16 protein-coding genes and 1 tRNA gene are annotated in these 16,599 nt (G+C 66.2%); 8 read left to right on the forward strand and 9 right to left on the reverse strand.

Annotated elements, in window-relative coordinates; genetic code table 11:
- Positions 1-25: 25 nt before the first annotated feature.
- From ACSQ3Y_RS17880 to ACSQ3Y_RS17895, 4 genes are all read right to left on the reverse strand, one after another.
- Complete coding sequence (locus tag ACSQ3Y_RS17880; RefSeq protein WP_436178307.1) at positions 26-187, reverse strand: hypothetical protein; 162 nt, start codon at positions 185-187, stop codon at positions 26-28.
- 107 nt (positions 188-294) lie between these two features.
- Positions 295-384, reverse strand: a tRNA-Ser gene (locus ACSQ3Y_RS17885).
- Between the two features lie 108 nt (positions 385-492).
- Complete coding sequence (locus ACSQ3Y_RS17890; RefSeq protein WP_057202880.1) at positions 493-1,419, reverse strand: SPFH domain-containing protein; 927 nt, start codon at positions 1,417-1,419, stop codon at positions 493-495.
- 31 nt (positions 1,420-1,450) lie between these two features.
- On the reverse strand, positions 1,451-1,876 hold the full coding sequence (locus ACSQ3Y_RS17895) for an NfeD family protein (protein WP_428000877.1): 426 nt from the start codon (positions 1,874-1,876) through the stop codon (positions 1,451-1,453).
- Positions 1,877-2,054: 178 nt separating this feature from the next.
- On the opposite strand from ACSQ3Y_RS17895, the gene ACSQ3Y_RS17900 reads away from it, so the two are divergent.
- Positions 2,055-4,433 (forward strand): arginine/lysine/ornithine decarboxylase, encoded by a 2,379-nt coding sequence (locus ACSQ3Y_RS17900; RefSeq protein WP_057267442.1) that lies wholly within the window; start codon positions 2,055-2,057, stop codon positions 4,431-4,433.
- A 201-nt stretch (positions 4,434-4,634) separates the two neighbouring features.
- Positions 4,635-5,198, forward strand: coding sequence for a fasciclin domain-containing protein (locus tag ACSQ3Y_RS17905; RefSeq protein WP_428000876.1), 564 nt, complete (start codon positions 4,635-4,637; stop codon positions 5,196-5,198).
- An 860-nt stretch (positions 5,199-6,058) separates the two neighbouring features.
- Here ACSQ3Y_RS17905 and ACSQ3Y_RS17910 read toward each other — a convergent pair.
- Both ACSQ3Y_RS17910 and ACSQ3Y_RS17915 read right to left on the reverse strand, forming a co-directional pair.
- A complete protein-coding gene (locus ACSQ3Y_RS17910) occupies positions 6,059-6,853 on the reverse strand; it encodes a GNAT family N-acetyltransferase (RefSeq protein WP_436178308.1) in 795 nt (264 codons plus the stop codon).
- Positions 6,854-6,883: 30 nt separating this feature from the next.
- Positions 6,884-7,741: an EamA family transporter gene (locus tag ACSQ3Y_RS17915; RefSeq protein ID WP_436178309.1), complete on the reverse strand. Its 858-nt coding sequence runs from the start codon at positions 7,739-7,741 to the stop codon at positions 6,884-6,886.
- Between the two features lie 70 nt (positions 7,742-7,811).
- Here ACSQ3Y_RS17915 and ACSQ3Y_RS17920 point away from each other — a divergent pair, with 70 nt between their 5' ends.
- Positions 7,812-8,726, forward strand: coding sequence for a LysR family transcriptional regulator (locus tag ACSQ3Y_RS17920; RefSeq protein ID WP_436178310.1), 915 nt, complete (start codon positions 7,812-7,814; stop codon positions 8,724-8,726).
- On the opposite strand, the gene ACSQ3Y_RS17925 is transcribed toward ACSQ3Y_RS17920, so the two are convergent.
- Positions 8,715-9,287: a GNAT family N-acetyltransferase gene (locus tag ACSQ3Y_RS17925; RefSeq protein WP_436178311.1), complete on the reverse strand. Its 573-nt coding sequence runs from the start codon at positions 9,285-9,287 to the stop codon at positions 8,715-8,717. The two genes, ACSQ3Y_RS17920 and ACSQ3Y_RS17925, sit on opposite strands and share 12 nt — an antisense overlap.
- Complete coding sequence (locus tag ACSQ3Y_RS17930) at positions 9,284-9,886, reverse strand: helix-turn-helix domain-containing protein (protein ID WP_436178312.1); 603 nt, start codon at positions 9,884-9,886, stop codon at positions 9,284-9,286. Before ACSQ3Y_RS17930 ends, ACSQ3Y_RS17925 begins: the two co-directional genes overlap by 4 nt.
- 115 nt (positions 9,887-10,001) lie before the next feature.
- Between ACSQ3Y_RS17930 and ACSQ3Y_RS17935 the strand changes: the two genes are divergently transcribed.
- The 3 genes from ACSQ3Y_RS17935 (at position 10,002) to ACSQ3Y_RS17945 (ending at position 13,067) form a co-directional block, all read left to right on the forward strand.
- The gene (locus ACSQ3Y_RS17935) at positions 10,002-11,093 is read left to right on the forward strand and encodes a DUF6817 domain-containing protein (protein ID WP_436178313.1); all 1,092 of its coding nucleotides are present in this window, start codon (positions 10,002-10,004) and stop codon (positions 11,091-11,093) included.
- Positions 11,094-11,221: 128 nt separating this feature from the next.
- Entirely contained in the window at positions 11,222-12,019 is a 798-nt protein-coding gene (locus ACSQ3Y_RS17940) for a MetQ/NlpA family ABC transporter substrate-binding protein (RefSeq protein WP_436178314.1), read from the forward strand.
- A gap of 106 nt (positions 12,020-12,125) precedes the next feature.
- A complete protein-coding gene (locus tag ACSQ3Y_RS17945) occupies positions 12,126-13,067 on the forward strand; it encodes a CysB family HTH-type transcriptional regulator (RefSeq protein WP_436178315.1) in 942 nt (313 codons plus the stop codon).
- Between the two features lie 6 nt (positions 13,068-13,073).
- Here ACSQ3Y_RS17945 and ACSQ3Y_RS17950 read toward each other — a convergent pair whose 3' ends face one another.
- Complete coding sequence (locus ACSQ3Y_RS17950) at positions 13,074-13,769, reverse strand: NUDIX hydrolase (RefSeq protein WP_436178316.1); 696 nt, start codon at positions 13,767-13,769, stop codon at positions 13,074-13,076.
- An 82-nt stretch (positions 13,770-13,851) separates the two neighbouring features.
- Between ACSQ3Y_RS17950 and ACSQ3Y_RS17955 the strand changes: the two genes are divergently transcribed.
- Together ACSQ3Y_RS17955 and ACSQ3Y_RS17960 are read left to right on the forward strand one after the other, a co-directional pair.
- A complete protein-coding gene (locus tag ACSQ3Y_RS17955) occupies positions 13,852-14,811 on the forward strand; it encodes an ADP-ribosylglycohydrolase family protein (protein ID WP_436178317.1) in 960 nt (319 codons plus the stop codon).
- A gap of 507 nt (positions 14,812-15,318) precedes the next feature.
- Positions 15,319-16,482, forward strand: coding sequence for a hypothetical protein (locus ACSQ3Y_RS17960; protein WP_436178318.1), 1,164 nt, complete (start codon positions 15,319-15,321; stop codon positions 16,480-16,482).
- Positions 16,483-16,599 lie beyond the last annotated feature (117 nt).

The following is a 16,599-nucleotide window of genomic DNA, read 5'->3' on the forward strand; positions in this document are numbered from 1 at the left end:
GCACAGCTCGCGGATCACCTCGCCATCAGCCGGCAGATCGCGCGCTTGGCGCCCTGTGCGCTGTTTTGTTGTCCTGCGCTGTGGCGAAGATCTTGCCTTTGTTCTGCAGCGCTACGGAATCGTGGTGCTGCTCTTCGGTCACTTCGGGGAAGGGCATGGCCCGTTGGCAGATGGTTGACAGCCTCATGCGCGTTGTCTCCGGTTGCCGATCTGGGGCGGTTGCATGCGGGCCGGGCAAGGCCGCACAGCCAAGAAAAAACCCCAAGCAGCGTGAGCCACTTGGGGTTGTATCTTTGGCGGAGAGGGCGGGATTCGAACCCGCGGTGGGGATTAGCCCACACACGCTTTCCAGGCGTGCGACTTAAACCGCTCATCCACCTCTCCTAAGCCTTCGATTATAGCCACAGGTTTGGGCTGCTTTTGGAAGTTGGGGCGGAGCGGAGCAAAAAAACGCTCCGCTGCCTTCTCGCTCCCGTCATCCGGAGCGTGGTGTCACACGGTTCTTTGCGTTGTCTGCACCATCTTCATCGCTGAGCCAATCAGGGCCGAGACCTCGGTCATGTTGCTGGGCACGATGAGGGTGGTGGTGGCATCGGCGGCCACCTTGCCGTAAGCCTCCACGGCCTTTTCGGCGACCTTGAGCTGCACGGCCTGTTCGCCGCCGGGCTGGCGGATGGCGGCGGCCACGCGCTCGATGGCCTGGGCGGTGGCTTCGGCCACGGCCATGATGGCTGCGGCCTCGCCCTGGGCGTTGTTGATCTGGGCCTGCTTTTCACCTTCGGAGCGGGCGATGAAGGCCTCGCGCTCGCCAGTGGCGATGTTGATCTGCTCCTGGCGCCGGCCCTCGGAGGCGGCGATCAGGGCGCGCTTTTCACGCTCGGCGGTGATCTGGGCCTGCATGGATCGCAGGATTTCGGCCGGGGGCGTCAGGTCCTTGATTTCATAGCGCAGCACCTTCACGCCCCAGTTCAGGGCCGCCTCGTCGATGGCCTGGACCACCTGGGCGTTGATGATGTCGCGCTCTTCGAAGGTCTTGTCCAATTCGAGCTTGCCGATCACCGAGCGCAGCGAGGTCTGGGCCAGCTGCGTCACGGCCATGATGTAGTTGGACGAGCCGTAGCTGGCGCGCATGGGGTCGGTCACCTGGAAGTACAGGATGCCGTCCACCTGCAGCTGCGTGTTGTCGCGCGTGATGCAGACCTGGCTGGGCACGTCGAGCGGGATTTCCTTGAGGCTGTGCTTGTAGGCGACCTTGTCGATGAACGGGATGATCAGCTTGAGTCCAGGCGCCAGCGTGCTGTGGTACTTGCCCAGGCGCTCCACCACCCAGGCGTTCTGCTGGGGCACCTGCTTGAAGCTGCGGATGATGAAGACCGCCACGATGACGATGATGACGAGTGCGATGTAGGTTTTGTCCATGGACGACTTTCAGTGTTCTTGAACGTTGGGGTTACATGGGGTCGACCAGCAGGCGGTTGCCCACCAGTTCGGCGACCCGGTGCATGCCGGTGGAAGGGGTGACGCCCGGGCGGTGGATGGCCGTCCACATGGCGCCCCGGTATTTCACGGTGGTGGTGCCATCGGGGTTCCAGCTCTCGATGAGGATGGTTTCACCCACGTCCATGTTCACGCTGCGGTCTGCGCGCGGTGATGGGTCGCCCGGGCGCTTGCGCCTGGCAAAGTGCCAGGCCACCACGGCCCCGCCGCCCACCAGGGCCGCAACGATGATCTGCAAGGCCGAAGACAGGCCCATGTGCGCGGCCAAGGCCGCCGCAACCAGGCCCACGGCCATCATGAGCAGGTAAAACGTGCCCGTGAGCATTTCTGCCACCACGACGATCCCTGCCGCCAGCCACCAGATGGTGGATTCCTCCATGTGTACCTCCTCCTGTGTTGTGTGTTCTTTCGATTCTGAACAGCCTGTGTGTCTGTTCTTAATCCACCACATTCTGGGTCAAAAGAACCCCAGGTCAAAGGCCTGACTTCGTTATTCCTTACACTTCGCGCCTATTTCGTTTTTTGGCCGGCAGGGCACGGTTTCACGGAGGCTGCGCATGAAGTTTCGTTTTCCCATCATCATCATCGATGAGGACTATCGTTCCGAGAACACCTCGGGTCTGGGCATTCGCGCGCTGGCGCAGGCCATCGAGGCCGAGGGCTTCGAGGTGGTGGGGGTCACCAGCTATGGCGACCTGTCGCAGTTCGCGCAGCAGCAAAGCCGCGCCAGTGCGTTCATCCTGTCCATCGACGACGAGGAGTTCACTGTGGGCGAGGGGCTCGACCCCATCGTGCTGAGCCTGCGCAGCTTCATCGGTGAAGTGCGCCGCAAGAACACCGAAGTGCCGATCTACGTGCACGGCGAGACCAAGACCAGCCGCCACCTGCCCAACGACATCCTGCGCGAGCTGCACGGCTTCATCCACATGTTCGAGGACACCCCCGAATTCGTGGCGCGCCACATCATCCGCGAGGCCAAGAGCTACCTGGAGGGCGTGCAGCCGCCGTTCTTCAAGGCGCTGCTCGACTACGCCGAAGACGGCTCGTACAGCTGGCACTGCCCCGGCCATTCGGGCGGCGTGGCCTTCCTGAAAAGCCCGGTGGGCCAGATGTACCACCAGTTCTATGGCGAGAACATGCTGCGCGCCGACGTGTGCAATGCGGTGGAAGAGCTCGGCCAGCTGCTGGACCACAACGGCGCCATCGGCGAGAGCGAGCGCAATGCCGCGCGCATCTTCAACGCCGACCACTGCTTCTTCGTGACCAACGGCACCAGCACCTCCAACAAGATGGTGTGGCACCACACGGTGGCCCCGGGCGACGTGGTGGTGGTGGACCGCAACTGCCACAAGTCCATCCTGCACAGCATCATCATGACCGGGGCCATCCCGGTGTTCATGAAGCCCACGCGCAACCACTTCGGCATCATCGGGCCCATTCCGCAAAGTGAGTTCGAGCCGGCGGCCATCCAGGCCAAGATCAAGGCCAACCCCTTGCTCAAGGGTGTGGACGCTGCCAAGGTCAAGCCGCGCGTGCTCACGCTCACGCAGTCCACCTACGATGGCGTGCTCTACAACACCGAGACCATCAAGGGCATGCTCGACGGCTACGTGGAGAACCTGCACTTCGATGAAGCCTGGTTGCCGCACGCGGCCTTCCACCCCTTCTATGGCACCTACCATGCCATGGGCAAGAAGCGCACGCGCCCCAAGCACTCGGTGACCTATGCCACCCAGTCCATCCACAAGCTGCTGGCCGGCATCAGCCAGGCCAGCCACGTGCTGGTGCAGGACTCGCAGACCACCAAGCTGGACCGCCACCTCTTCAACGAGGCCTACCTGATGCACACCAGCACCAGCCCGCAGTACAGCATCATCGCCAGCTGCGACGTGGCGGCCGCCATGATGGAGCCGCCCGGCGGCACCGCGCTGGTGGAGGAAAGCATCCTGGAGGCGCTCGATTTCCGCCGCGCCATGCGCCAGATCGAAAACGATTTCGGCAAGAAGGACTGGTGGTTCAAGGTCTGGGGCCCCGACAAGCTCGTGGAAGAGGGCATGGGCCGTGCGGAAGACTGGATCATCCGCAGCGACAGCAAGAGCAAGAAGGCCGGCGCCAAGTGGCACGGCTTTGGCCAACTGGCCGACGGCTTCAACATGCTGGACCCGATCAAGTCGACCATCGTCACGCCGGGCCTGAACCTGGACGGCAAGTTCGACAAGACCGGCATCCCCGCGTCCATCGTCACCAAGTACCTGGCCGAGCACGGCGTGGTGGTCGAGAAGACGGGCCTGTACAGCTTCTTCGTGATGTTCACCATCGGCATCACCAAGGGCCGCTGGAACACACTGCTCACCGCGCTGCAGCAGTTCAAGGACGACTACGAGAAGAACCAGCCCATGTGGCGCATCCTTCCCGAGTTCTGCCAGCAGCACAAGCGCTACGAGCGCATGGGCCTGCAGGACCTGTGCCAGCACGTGCACGAGATGTATGCCAAGTACGACATCGCGCGCCTGACGACCGAGATGTACCTGTCGGACCTGACGCCTGCCATGAAGCCATCGGACGCGTACGCGCACATCGCGCACCGCAAGACCGAGCGCGTGGAGATCGACCAGCTCGAAGGCCGCATCACCGTGGGCCTGGTCACGCCGTACCCACCGGGCATTCCGCTGTTGATCCCCGGTGAAGTGTTCAACAAGAAGATCGTGGACTACCTCAAGTTCGCCCGCGAATTCGCCAAGCTGTGCCCGGGCTTCGAGACCGACATCCATGGCCTGGTCGAGGTCGAGGACGAGGGCGGCCACGTGCGCTACTACGCCGACTGCGTGGCCGAGGAAGTGCCAGCCAAGCCCACCAAGAAGAACCCCAAGCCGCTGGCGACGGACAAGAACCTGGTGCAGGTGGGTTCGGACGGACCCTTCGGCCGCACCATCTAGCCACGCATGGCAGGGCTCGGCAAAGCCCGGACCCTACAGATCGATCGTCCCCGGCCAGCGCTGGGGGCGATTTTTTTTGGGCTTTTTTTCTGCGGTTGCATCCGATGCGTGGCGGGCGCCGTATTGATTGACAGCCGCGTGGCATTTCTCATGCGGTCAAAGACAACCAGTCAGTCCATCAATCGACTTCAGGAGATTTTCATGACCATCCGTTTCAATGCCCGCCTCGCGTCCATCGGTATCGCCGCAGCCCTGGCTGCCGCAGCCATCCCGTCTCTGGCCGCCGATGTGATGGTGGGCGGCGCCCCCATGATGGCCAGCAAGGACATCATCGACAACGCCGTGAACTCCAAGGACCACACCACGCTGGTGGCAGCAGTCAAGGCTGCCGGCCTGGTCGATACCCTGAAGGGCCCAGGCCCGTTCACCGTGTTCGCACCCACCAATGCCGCGTTTGCAGCCCTGCCTGCCGGCACGGTGGACACGCTGCTCAAGCCCGAGAACAAGGCCACGCTGACCACCGTGCTGACCTACCACGTGGTGGCGGGCAAGTGGGATGCGGCGGCCTTGTCGAAGATGATTGCCGATGGCAAGGGCATGGCCAGCATCAAGACTGTGGCTGGGGGCACGCTCACGGCCAAGGCCAGTGGCAAGACCATTTCGCTGACCGACGAAAAGGGTGGTATGGCGAATGTGACGATTGCGGATGTGTACCAGTCCAATGGGGTGATTCACGTGGTGGACAAGGTTCTGCTGCCTAAGTGATGATGGGTTTTGGGTTCTGAAGAGTGGCCGCTGATCGCGGCCATTTTTTCGTGCCGGATGGTGTGCTGCGCGAGCTGTGTGCCTGTGCTGAGGGCGGAGGCCGGGATATGCGCCCGGCGGCGCAGTAACTTTCTCTTGGCCGCCAAGAGAAAGTCACCAAAGAGAAGGCGGCCCCCAGTCTGCGTCCCCCGTTCGCCCTGTCGGGCGAACGGGGGCAGCCTGCGATGCTCGGATCTGGGGTGGTGCCGATGAACTCGCTGCGTTCTTCGAACTCCGCTCAAACAGCATCGGCAAGCTAGAGCACGAAGTGCGTGTGTCCTTCGGCACACGCACCCACCCCAGCTCCTGCGCTTCTCGGCGCAGCCAGCAGGGGTGGGGAGCGGGTACCGCACGGCTGCTGCTTTCGCAGCTACGCCTGGGGTCGGGGACGCGCGCGGTGCGCGCTGCCGACGCAAGTGGCGCAATAGCCCTGCCCAGGCCAAGCGCAGCGAAGGCGCACCGGGCCGAGCGAAGCAATGGCCCGAGTGGAGCCCGCGTCCACCCCCTTCTGACCGTGCCGAGAAGCGCAGGGCCTGGGGTGAGCGCGTGCCGAAGGACACGCGCCTCGTCATCTGGCTCGCCGAAGCTGTTTGACCGGAGCTGCCTCGCAGAGGCAGCGCAGGGAGTTCTTCGGCGTCACCCCAGGACCGAGCATCGCAGGCTGCCCCCTCGCCCCCGGGCGAGGGGGACACGGGCAGCGGGGTCGCCTTTCTTTTGGGCACTTTTCTTTGGCGAAGCAAAGAACAAGTGCCTCGGCCGCCGGGCCGAGACCCGGCCTCCGCCCTCAACCAAGGCAAACAGCAACCATCGCCACAAACCCATCAAGCCTTCACCGGCGGAATCCGATAGTGGTACCCATAAACCTCCACAAACCCCAGCCCCGCATACAACCGCTGAGCCACCCCATTGACCGCCCGCACCTGCAGATAAGCCGACCCCGCCCCCACATCGCACCCCCACTGCAGCAGCGCGCGCACAAGAACACTGCCATGGCCCCGCCCGCGAAGGGCAGGATCGACCACGATGTCATAGAGCCCGATGGCCCCCCGTTCGAGCACCGCCAGCCCGAAGCCGATGGTTCGACCTGCGCCGTCATGCAAGGTGGCAAAGGCGCAGGGCAGGGCGATCGCATGCACCATGGCATGGTGGACCGCGTGGTTCTGCGCCGCCACACCATTGGCTGCGGCAAAGCCATCCAGCCACGCGGCCGTGGGGGTGGTTTCGATCTGCACGCACGCATGGGCCTGCGCCGCATCCAGCCCGGCGGTTGCCATGACCAAAGAAGGATCGAAGTGCGTGTAGCCTGCATCGGCCAGTTCCTGGTCCGCTGTGGTAGGCGCCAATGGCGAGATGCGAAACACCGGCGGCAGGCCGTGGCGGGCATACAGCGCCTCGGCCGCAGCGCGCACGCCGCTGAAGGATGCGTTCGATGCAAGCGCGTTCACCGAATTGGCGCGCTTGGTGAAGCCGCCCGACAGGCGGAACACCCAGCCGCCATGCAGCACGCTCTGGCGCGCGGGCCAGGCATTGAAGGCGCGTTCTTCGAGGGCGCGGATGGTCTCGGGGCCAACCGACGTGGACTGGGCCGCGATGGCCATGGGCATTGCAAGGGACATGCCCATTTATACCAACCGCTGGCGACCGCGCTATGACCCGAGCCGGATGCCGACGATGCCCGCAAACACCAGCCCCGCCGCCACGATGCGCCCCGGCCCCACCCGCTCCTTGAGCAGCCAGGCCGAGACCAGCGCCACCAGCAGCACGCTGGTTTCGCGCAAGGCGGACACCTGGCCCATGGGCGCGCGGGCCAGGGCCCATACGGCGGTCCAGTAGGCACCCATCTGCGTGGTGCCGGCGGCAGCGCACAGCCAGAGGGCGCGGCGGTCCACCGCGAAGGCGCGCCGCCCCTTCCACCCCAACACGATGAGTGCGGTGGCAATGCCATCGCCCAGCGTGATGAGGACGGCGAAACCAATGGCCGAGCCGGACTGCCGGGCGCCAAGTGCATCCACCACGGTGTAGGCCGCGATGAGCGCGCCGGTGAGCAGCGCGTAGCCGACTGCCTTGCGGCTGCTGCTGTTGCCGTTGCCCGCAGAGGCCTTGAGCAGCGCCAGCGACAGCACCCCGGCGCACAGGCACAGCACGCCTGCCAAGGCGCCAGGTCCGGGCGACTCGCCAGCGAACAGTGCCCCTCCAAGCATCACCATCACCGGCGCAGAGCCGCGCGCGATGGGGTAGACCTGTCCCAGGTCGCCATGGTTGTAGGCCAGGGGCAGCGCGAAGTGGTACGCGGTGTGGATGGCGATGGACGTGCCCAGCAGCAGCCAGCTCTCGGGCCCGGGCCACGCCACCCAGGGCAGCACCAGCAGCGACAGCGCACTGCCGATGAGCGTGGTGATGGCCATGGCGGTGATGCGGTCGCCGCCGATCTTGATGGCGCTGTTCCAGCCGGCATTGAGGGCTGCGGACAGCAGCACGATGAGAAAAACGTCGTTGGTGAGCATCGGGGCATGGTGCGTTTGCCCCAAACATCTGTAAAGTTGAATTCAATGACTGCTGAATTCAGGATTTCTGATGCGTAACCTCAACCTCGACCAGGTGCAGACCCTGATCGCGATTGCCGACCTGGGCACCCTGGCCGCCGCCGCGCAGGCGCTGCACCTGGCACCGCCCACGGTGAGCCTGCACATCAGCGAGCTGGAGTCGCGCCTGGGTGCTACGCTGGTGGTGCGCGGGCGCCGCCACGCCAGCCTCACCCCTGCGGGCGAGGCCCTGGCGGCCGGTGGGCGCCGCCTGCTGGCCGGGGCCGATGAAGTGGTGGAGCAAGTGCGCCGCCGCGCCCAGGGGCTCGAAGGGCTGGTGCGGCTGGGCACGACGGCGGGCGTCAGCGCGCACCTGCTGCCGCGCCTGCTCGACGTGCTGGCACGCCAGAGCCCGGGGGTGGACGTGGCGCTGGACGTGCTCGGTTCCGCCGAGGCCATGGCCCGCCTGGCGGCCGGCACGCTGGACCTGGCCATCGTCGCCCTGCCGCAGGCCGCCACCGGCCAGGTGCAGGTGGTCCATTGGCGCAGCGACCCCATGGTGGCGCTGCTGCCGCCGGGCTGGGAGGCGCCCGAGCGCGTCAGCGCCGAATGGCTGGCCGCCCACCGCTGGATGTCGTTCGGCCCGGCCACGCAGATGTACCGCCTGATCGCGGCCTGGTTCGCGCAGGCCGGGCTCAGCCCGCGGCCGCGCCTGGAGCTGAACCACCCGCTGGCCCTGCGCAGCCTGGTGGCGGCTGGGCAGGGTGCTGCCGTGCTGCCGCTGGAGCAGGCCGAAGTGACCGGGGGCGACCCCGACAACGCGGGCCTGCAGGTGTGCCACCTGCATCCACCACTGCTGCGGCAACTGGGGCTGGCGCGTCGCAAGAGCCAGGAGCACGACGTGGCCATCCAGGCCGTGCAGCAGGCGCTGGAGTCCTTTGCCTCGCCTGGGTCCTTACGGGCTTGAGGGCTGGAGGTGGCGGTAGAAATAGGTCGTGCTGCACAGCGCGCCATCGGGCATCAGCGCGTAGTCGGGCACCACGCCCACGCGCTGCCAACCGGCGCGCTCATACAGGCGCTCGGCATCGCCGCCGGTCACGGTGTCCAGCACCAGCACGCGCTTGCCTGCGCTGCGCGCCGCGTCGTCCACGGCGGCCATCAGGCGCTGGGCCACGCCCCGGCGCCGGGCCTTGCGGTGCACCAGCATCTTGGCCACGTCGGCGCGGTGGGGCTGGTTGTCGGGCATGGCGGTGATGAGTTGCACGGTGCCGACGATGCCCTCGGCGCCATCCTCGGCCACCAGCAGCACGCGCTCGTTGCGCGCCACGCCCTCGGCCACGCCGCGCCAGAAAGCCAGGGCCTTGTCGCGCGGCAGCGGGTCCATGAAGCTCACCGACGCGCCGCCGTGCACGCAGTCGATCAGCACCTCGGCCAGGGCTTTGGCGCTGGCGGCGGCTTCGCTGGCGCCCAGGCGGCGCACGGTGATGGGGGTGGTGGTGGTGGTGGTGGTGTCGGCGGTGGCATTCATGGGTTTCTCCTGGTGGGGGCGGGTGAGGGGAAGGGCAGGGTGGCCAGCGCCACAAGGTAGCGCGCGTTCTGGCGGCTGGGGTTGTGGAAAACGATGGGCTGGTTCAGGCGCATGGCCAGGCAGTCGCCCGCCTGCAGATGCCAGGTGGTCTCGCCCACGCTGAGGTCCATGGCGCCTTCGATCAACCAGACCTGCTGGTGGATGTCGACCTCGTGCACGGCCGAATCCAGCGCCACGCGCTGGCCCGCAGGGAACACCACCTCCACCAGTTGCAGCGGCGAGGGTGCCGGCGGCGAGAGCCGGCGCCGCACATAGCCCGAGGCCGGGTCCTGCCACAGGGGCTGGTCGGCCGCGCGGATCAGGGGCGCGGGCGGCTCGGCCGCCTGGGCGCTGGCATCATCGAAGAACGAAGCCAATGCCACGCCCAGGCCAATGGCCAGCTTGTCGAGCACGGCGGCTGTGGGGCTGCTCTGGCCGCGCTCGATCAGCGAGATGTTGGAGCGGCTCACGCCGCTGCGCTCGGCCAGCGCTTCGAGGGAGTAGCCGCGTGCGTCGCGCAGTTCGCGCAAACGCTGGGCAATGCGGGTGTGGATGTCCATACTTCCAGTTTAATGGATATTTTATCCATTATGCTGGAATGGTGTGTGCGCATTTGATGGCCCACCTGAGCGGCGATACTTGGCAGCAAGAACATCCAGGATTGAAGGAGACACCGTGACCACGACGCTGCCGTTCCAACCGCTCGATGCCGACCTGCTGGCCCGTGCCTTGCCCTTGCTCGACGAGGAGTGGCTGGCCCGCGACGCTGATCTGGCCCCCGTGCTGCCCACCGTGCTGGCGCGCAATGTGGGGCAGGACTGGCACAAGGCCGGCACCTTCCGCCACCACCTGGTGGGCGTGGCGCGTTCGCTGGCCATGTGGCAGCAGCCGCGGGACGTGCGCCTCCTGGGCCTGCTGCACAGCGTGTATGGCAACGCCTTCGTGGACCTGGTGAAGTTCGACCCCGCCAAGGAGCGCGCCCGCGTGCGCGAGATCGCAGGCGAATCGGCCGAGCACCTGGTCTACCTGTTCTGCACCCAGTCGCGCACGCAGTTCGTGCAGCGCGTGCTGGCCGGTGCGCTGGAGGCCGATGGCAGCCTGGTGCTGGAGAAGGATGGCCAGCCCCACGTGCTCACACCCTACGAGGTGGCGGCCTTCATCATCGTGAGCATGGCCGACACCATCGAGCAGTGGTTCAGCTGGCAGGACGATATCTACTCGCGCTTTCCCGCCGTGCAGCAGCGCCCGCAGGCCGTGCATTGGGCGGCCTCGCTCTGGCCCGGCCCCATGCGGCCCAGCGGGCGCATGGTGAGCCAGATCAATGCGCTGGGGCTGGCGCTGCAGCACCCGGGCCTGAAGGGCCTGCTGCCCATCCCACCCGTCTTCAACCACTGCACGGCGGCGCTGTCGGCCAGCGACGAGGCCGCCGCCACCTCGTTGTACTGGTCGGTGATCCAGCAGGACCAGCCGCTGGCCGACCTCGACGTGGCCACTGCCGTGCTCGAGAGCGCCGTGCGCCACAACCCCTGGGTGGGCGAGCCGCAGATGGTGCTGGCCCAGCTCTACCTGTCTGCCGGCCGCAATGCCGATGCTGCGGCGGCTGCCGCCAGCGCGCTGCAGCAGTTCAGTGCCTGGGGCAACTCCTGGGACAAGCGCGTGCAATGGGATGCCTGGGTGGCATGGACGCGCATCTTGCACCAGTCGGCCACCGAGGGCACCTGGCCCGAGCGGCTGGACAAGCTCAACAACGTGGCGCTGAGGGGCTGAAGGGCACGGCCGTTGACGCTTGCTGACGTCTTTATATCAATTAAACCTAAGGTAATTAAAAGTTATTCTTTTGAGTTTTAAAGGGCAAACCCTATAGTGGAAACATCTCATAACGAAAGGTGTTTTCCGTGAACAAGCGCTCCCTCCTGCAATCCGCCCTTGCCCTGGCCCTCGCCACTGGTTTTGCCACGGGCGCCATGGCGCAGGACAAGCCCCTGAAGATCGGCGTGACGGGCGGCCCGCACGCGCAGATCTTCGAGGTGGTCAAGAAGGTCGCCGAGAAGGAAGGCCTGAAGATCCAGGTCGTCGAGTTCAGCGACTACGTGCAGCCCAACGCCGCCCTGGCAGCTGGCGACCTCGACGGCAACAGCTACCAGCACCAGCCCTACCTGGACAACCAGGTCAAGGACCGCGGCTACAAGCTCGTCTCCGTTGCCCAGACCGTCAACTTCCCGATCGGCCTGTATTCCAAGAAGGTCAAGAAGCTCGAAGACCTCAAGGAAGGCGCCAAGTTCGGCATCCCCAACGACCCGACCAACGGCGGCCGCGTGCTGCTGGTGCTGCAGGACAAGGGCCTGATCAAGCTGCGCGAGGGCGCCGGCCTCAAGGCCACGCCGCTGGACGTGGTGAGCAACCCCAAGAAGCTCAAGTTCGTGGAACTCGATGCCGCCCAACTGCCCCGTTCGCTCGACGACCTGGACGCCTCGGCCATCAACACCAACTTTGCGCTGTCGGCCGGCCTGAACCCGGGCAAGGACGCCATCACCCAGGAAAACGCCAAGAGCCCATACGTCAACGTGCTCGTGGTGCGCGAAGCCGACAAGGACAAGCCCTGGGTCGCCAAGCTGGTGAAGGCCTACCACTCTGAGGAGGTGCGCAAGTTCATCCAGACCGAGTTCAAGGGATCGGTCCTGCCAGGCTTCTGAGCCTGGCAAGCGAAGGGGCGGCCAGGTGCCGCCCTTTTTCATTGGTGACCCCATCGCCGGGGCCGCCCGTTCATCCGCCTGCCGACACGAACCACAGAGACACTCCATGAACTTCCAGCAACTGCGGTCCGTGCGCGAGACCGTGCGCAGCGGCTTCAACCTGACCGAGGTGGCGAACATCCTCTACACCTCGCAGCCGGGCGTGAGCCGCCAGATCCGCGAGCTGGAGGAAGAGTTGGGCATCGAGATCTTCGTGCGCGCCGGCAAGCGGCTCACGGGCCTGACCCCTCCAGGCGAGGCAGTGCTGCCCATCGTGGAGCGCCTGCTGCACGACGCCGACAACCTGCGCCGCGCGGGGCAGGACTACAGCGCCAGCCATGAGGGGCGCCTGTCGATTGCCGCCACCCACTCGCAAGCGCGCTATGCGCTGCCACAGGTGGTGCGCGACTTCCGTGCCATGTTCCCGCAGGTCTCGCTGCACCTGCACCAGGGCTCGCCCAAGCAGGTGGCCGAGATGCTGCTCAGCGGCGAGGCCGACATCGGCGTGGCCACCGAGGCGCTGGCGCACTACGACGCACTGGTCACACTGCCGTGCTACCGCTGGACGCACAGCATCGTCGCACCGCCCGAGCACCCGCTGCTGGCGTTGACCGAGCCCGTGACGCTGCAGCAGCTCACCGAGTACCCCATCATCACCTACGAGCTGGGCTACACCGGCCGCGCCCATATCGACGAGGCCTTTGCGCGCGAAGGCCTGCGCCCGGACATCGTGCTTTCGGCCATGGACGCCGATGTGATCAAGACCTATGTGGAACTGGGCATGGGTGTGGGCATCGTGGCCTCCATTGCCGTGGACCCCGAGCGCGACCGCCAGTTGCGCATGCTCGAAGCACGCCACCTGTTCGAGGTCAACGTCACCCGCCTGGCCGTGCGCAAGGGCACCTGGCTGCGCGGCTACGCTTACAGCTTCATCGAGACCTTTGCGCCCACGCTGCAGCGCGAGGCGGTGGAGAAGGCGGTGCGTGCCACCGGCACGCCGCTGGAGTAATTTCCCTCAGGAGTTGATGCCACGCTGTACGGTAGACAGCGCGCGCCGGTACTCTTCGCGCAGGCGGTAGATCTGCGCCGGCCGGTGCGCCCCACCGGTTTCCTGTTCGCCCGCGATGGGTTCGAGCATGTCCAGCTCGTCGATCTTGCGCCGAAAGCTCACCTTGTTGATGGGCTCGCCCAGCACCGCCTCGTACACCGCCTGCAGGCGCGGCAGGGTGATGCGTTCGCCGCACAGATACACCGGCAGCGACGAATACTGGCTCTTGCCGCGCACGCGCTCCACGGCCAGCGCGACGATGCCCTGGTGGTCGAAGGGCAGGGCCGGCAGCGCGGCCACCGGCGCCAGCGTGAGCCCTTCGCGCTCGGCGGGCAGCAGCTCGGCCGGCACCAGCGCGTAGTAGACGACGGAGACTGACCAGCCCCGGGGGTCGCGGTCGGCCCCGGAGTAGGTGGCCAGCTGTTCGAGGTACGGGCTCACGATGCCGGTCTTGTCGCGCAGCACGCGCGCCGCCGCATCCCAGGCCGTGCGGTCTTCCTGCGCGTGGATATAACCGCCCGGCAGGGCCAGTGCGCCAGCAAAGGGCGGGTTCTTGCGTTCCAGCAGCACGACGTGCAGGGCATCGTCCTTGAGCGCCATGAGCACCACGTCCACGGTGCAGATGACGGGCGGGAACGGGGTTTCTGCAGAGGTTTTGGGCATGGCGTTTTCTGTGGCGGCTGGTTGACTTAGTATTTTAATGAAACTATCATAAGTTCATCAATGAAACTAAGTGAGAGGGCCTATGCCATCGGATTTCAACAACACACGAGACCATCTGGAAAGCCGCTACCGGGGCTGCCTTGTCGGCCTGGCCTGCGGCGATGCCGTGGGCACCACGGTGGAGTTCAGCCCGCGCGGCAGTTTCGAACCCCTCGCCGACATGGTGGGGGGCGGGCCGTTCCGCCTGGCCCCAGGCCAGTGGACGGACGACACCTCCATGGCCATCTGCCTGGCGCAAAGCCTGCTGCAACGCGGCGGCTTCGATGCCGAGGACCAGATGCGCCGCTATGTGAACTGGTGGCGCTGGGGTTACCCCAGCCCTACCGGCACCTGCTTCGACATCGGCATCACCGTGCAAGGTGCCTTGTCGCGCTTCATGGCCAACGGCGAGCCGATGGCCGGCTCCACCGACCCCCAGACCGCCGGCAACGGCTCGCTGATGCGGCTGGCGCCCGTGGTGCTGCGCTACTTCCCTGACATGCAGGCGGTTGTGCGCCAGGCGCGGCACAGTTCGCAGACCACGCATGGCGCGGCCGAGGCGGTCGAGTGCTGCAGCGTGTTGGCCGAGGTGATTGCCAATGCCCTCGCGGCCGACGCCCGGCGCGGCGAGGCCGCGAGGATGGAGGTGTTGATCGTGGTGCAGGAGGGGCTGGCCTGTCCTGCGGTGCGCAGCATCGCGGCGGGCCAGTACCGGGACAAGCCGCGCGACGCGATCCGCGGCAGCGGTTACTGCGTGGCCTCGCTCGAGGCGGCGCTGTGGTGCTTTGCCACCACCGGATCGTTTGCCGATGCCGTGCTGGCCGCCGCCAACCTGGGCGACGATGCCGACACCACGGCCGCCATCACCGGGCAGGTGGCGGGCGCGTTCTACGGCATCGAGGGCATTCCCGCGCACTGGCGCGGCCAACTGTTCATGGGCGAGGAGATCGGCGACATGGCGGCAGGGCTGCTGCACAGGGATGGGCGCGCCGTGCCGGTCTAGGCCGCGTCCATCACAGGCTTCCTGGCTCCCGGCGGGCCGCCAACACCCGCCAGGCCGGGATAAGCGGCCGTGCCCTCCCGCTTTTCGGCCCATCGTCCTGGCCGCTGCGGGGTACGCTAGGGCGTGTCATCCATCATTTCACCCCCGCGAAAGCCTGCAGCGCGGTGCAGTGCAAGGCGCCCTGAGTGCCGTGTAGCTCGGCTACACAAGCGAAGGGCAACGCCGCAATGTGCCGCGCTGCAGGCTTTCCCTTCGGGCTGGCCCCGGCATGCGGCGTCTGCTTTGTCGCTCGGCTTGCCAATAGCCCGCTATTGGCTGCGCCGCGCTTCGCGCATCCATCCGCATGCCGGGGTCAGCGCGGGGGCGAAATGATGGATGACACGCCCTAGACCTCGGTGGAAGCTGCGCCCGGCAACCACGCATGGCCGCCCTGGTCCAGGGCCAATTGCTGCCGTTCAGTCCTTCATTCTGTCCTTGTTACCTGTCTATTTTTTCTGGATGTATCCCATGCGGTATCTCGCTGTTTTCTTGCTGGCTGCGGTGGCGCCTTTTGCCCAGGCGGCCAACTTCGTCTCGCTGCACCAGTCGGCGCTCAGGGTTGCGCTGCCCCCGGCGGCCGGCTCCTACAACTACAAATTCGATACCAAGGTCGGCTTCAAGCAGCAGTACGCACCGCAAGGCGCCACCGGCTGTGTGATCGGCTATGCCACGGGCGGCTGCGCGTTCCCGGGCGGCGGATCGCTGGCGCTGCCCGAGTTCACCGGCTACCAGCTGCAGTACAAGGAATTCAAGATCTTCATCCCCGCAGGAACGCGTTCATTCATGTTCTCGGGCTATGCACCGCAGCGGACGCAATCGGCTTTCGCCCTGCGCTACGGCTCGGCTCCGGTGCGCGAGGCGGCCCTGAGTGGGGCGGAGTACCAGAAAGCCCAGAGCGGTGAGCGCATCGACAGCGCGTTCTCGCGCCTGGTCAACGAGCGCAGCGCCGACCAGCTCGTGGTGCACGACGGTGGCGGCACCTTGCGCTTCGTGGGCGGCCAGCTCGATGGCAACCGGGGCAGCACCAGCGAAGGCAACTGGCTCTACGTGCGCCAGCTGAGCGGCGCCCCGCTGTACGACGTGCAGGGCGCCATCGACGTGGACATGGCCCAGTACGCGGCCGGCTATGCAAAGATCGTCTGGACCACCAGCACCTATCCCGATCCGGTGGATGCAGCGAGCCCGGGTGGTGCAGGGACGGGCACGGGCACGGTCACCCCGCCGGCCAATGCGACGACCTTGCCGGTCCCGTCCACGGTGGCCACCTCGGTGGCGTCCGCTGCCGGCCAGCCGCTGCGGCTCGACATCACGCTGGCGCAGGCGGCATCCGATGTGGCTGCCAACCCGAAGATCAGCACCTGGGTCGCGGCGCTGGTTCCGGCCAACGGCCTGTCGTTCCCGGCGGATGCCTGGTTCTTCCGCCTGGCCAACGGCTCCTGGGCCAGCCAGGTACCGGCCGATGTAGAGGGCATCGCCTTCGCCAGCCAGGTGGCCAACGCCGCCAGCCTGAAGTTCACGCCCGCGCTGGACTTCACGGACGCCGAACTGCGCACGTTCAACGTGCAGATCCACTTCGGCTACAAGACCAGCACCGGTGGCTTTGTGAGCAAGGGCAAGATCTGGCCGCAGTGATGGCCGTGCACTGCGGAGTGATGACTGACAGTGATTTCGTCATGAACTCATGCGAAATGTGGCGTTGGAAGGGGGCGGCCAGGCGCTTAAGCTCGTGCCTTGTCTTTTGGCCTGACT

The sequence above is a fragment of the Acidovorax sp. LjRoot66 genome (assembly GCF_964253305.1).
Classification (GTDB): domain Bacteria; phylum Pseudomonadota; class Gammaproteobacteria; order Burkholderiales; family Burkholderiaceae_C; genus Acidovorax.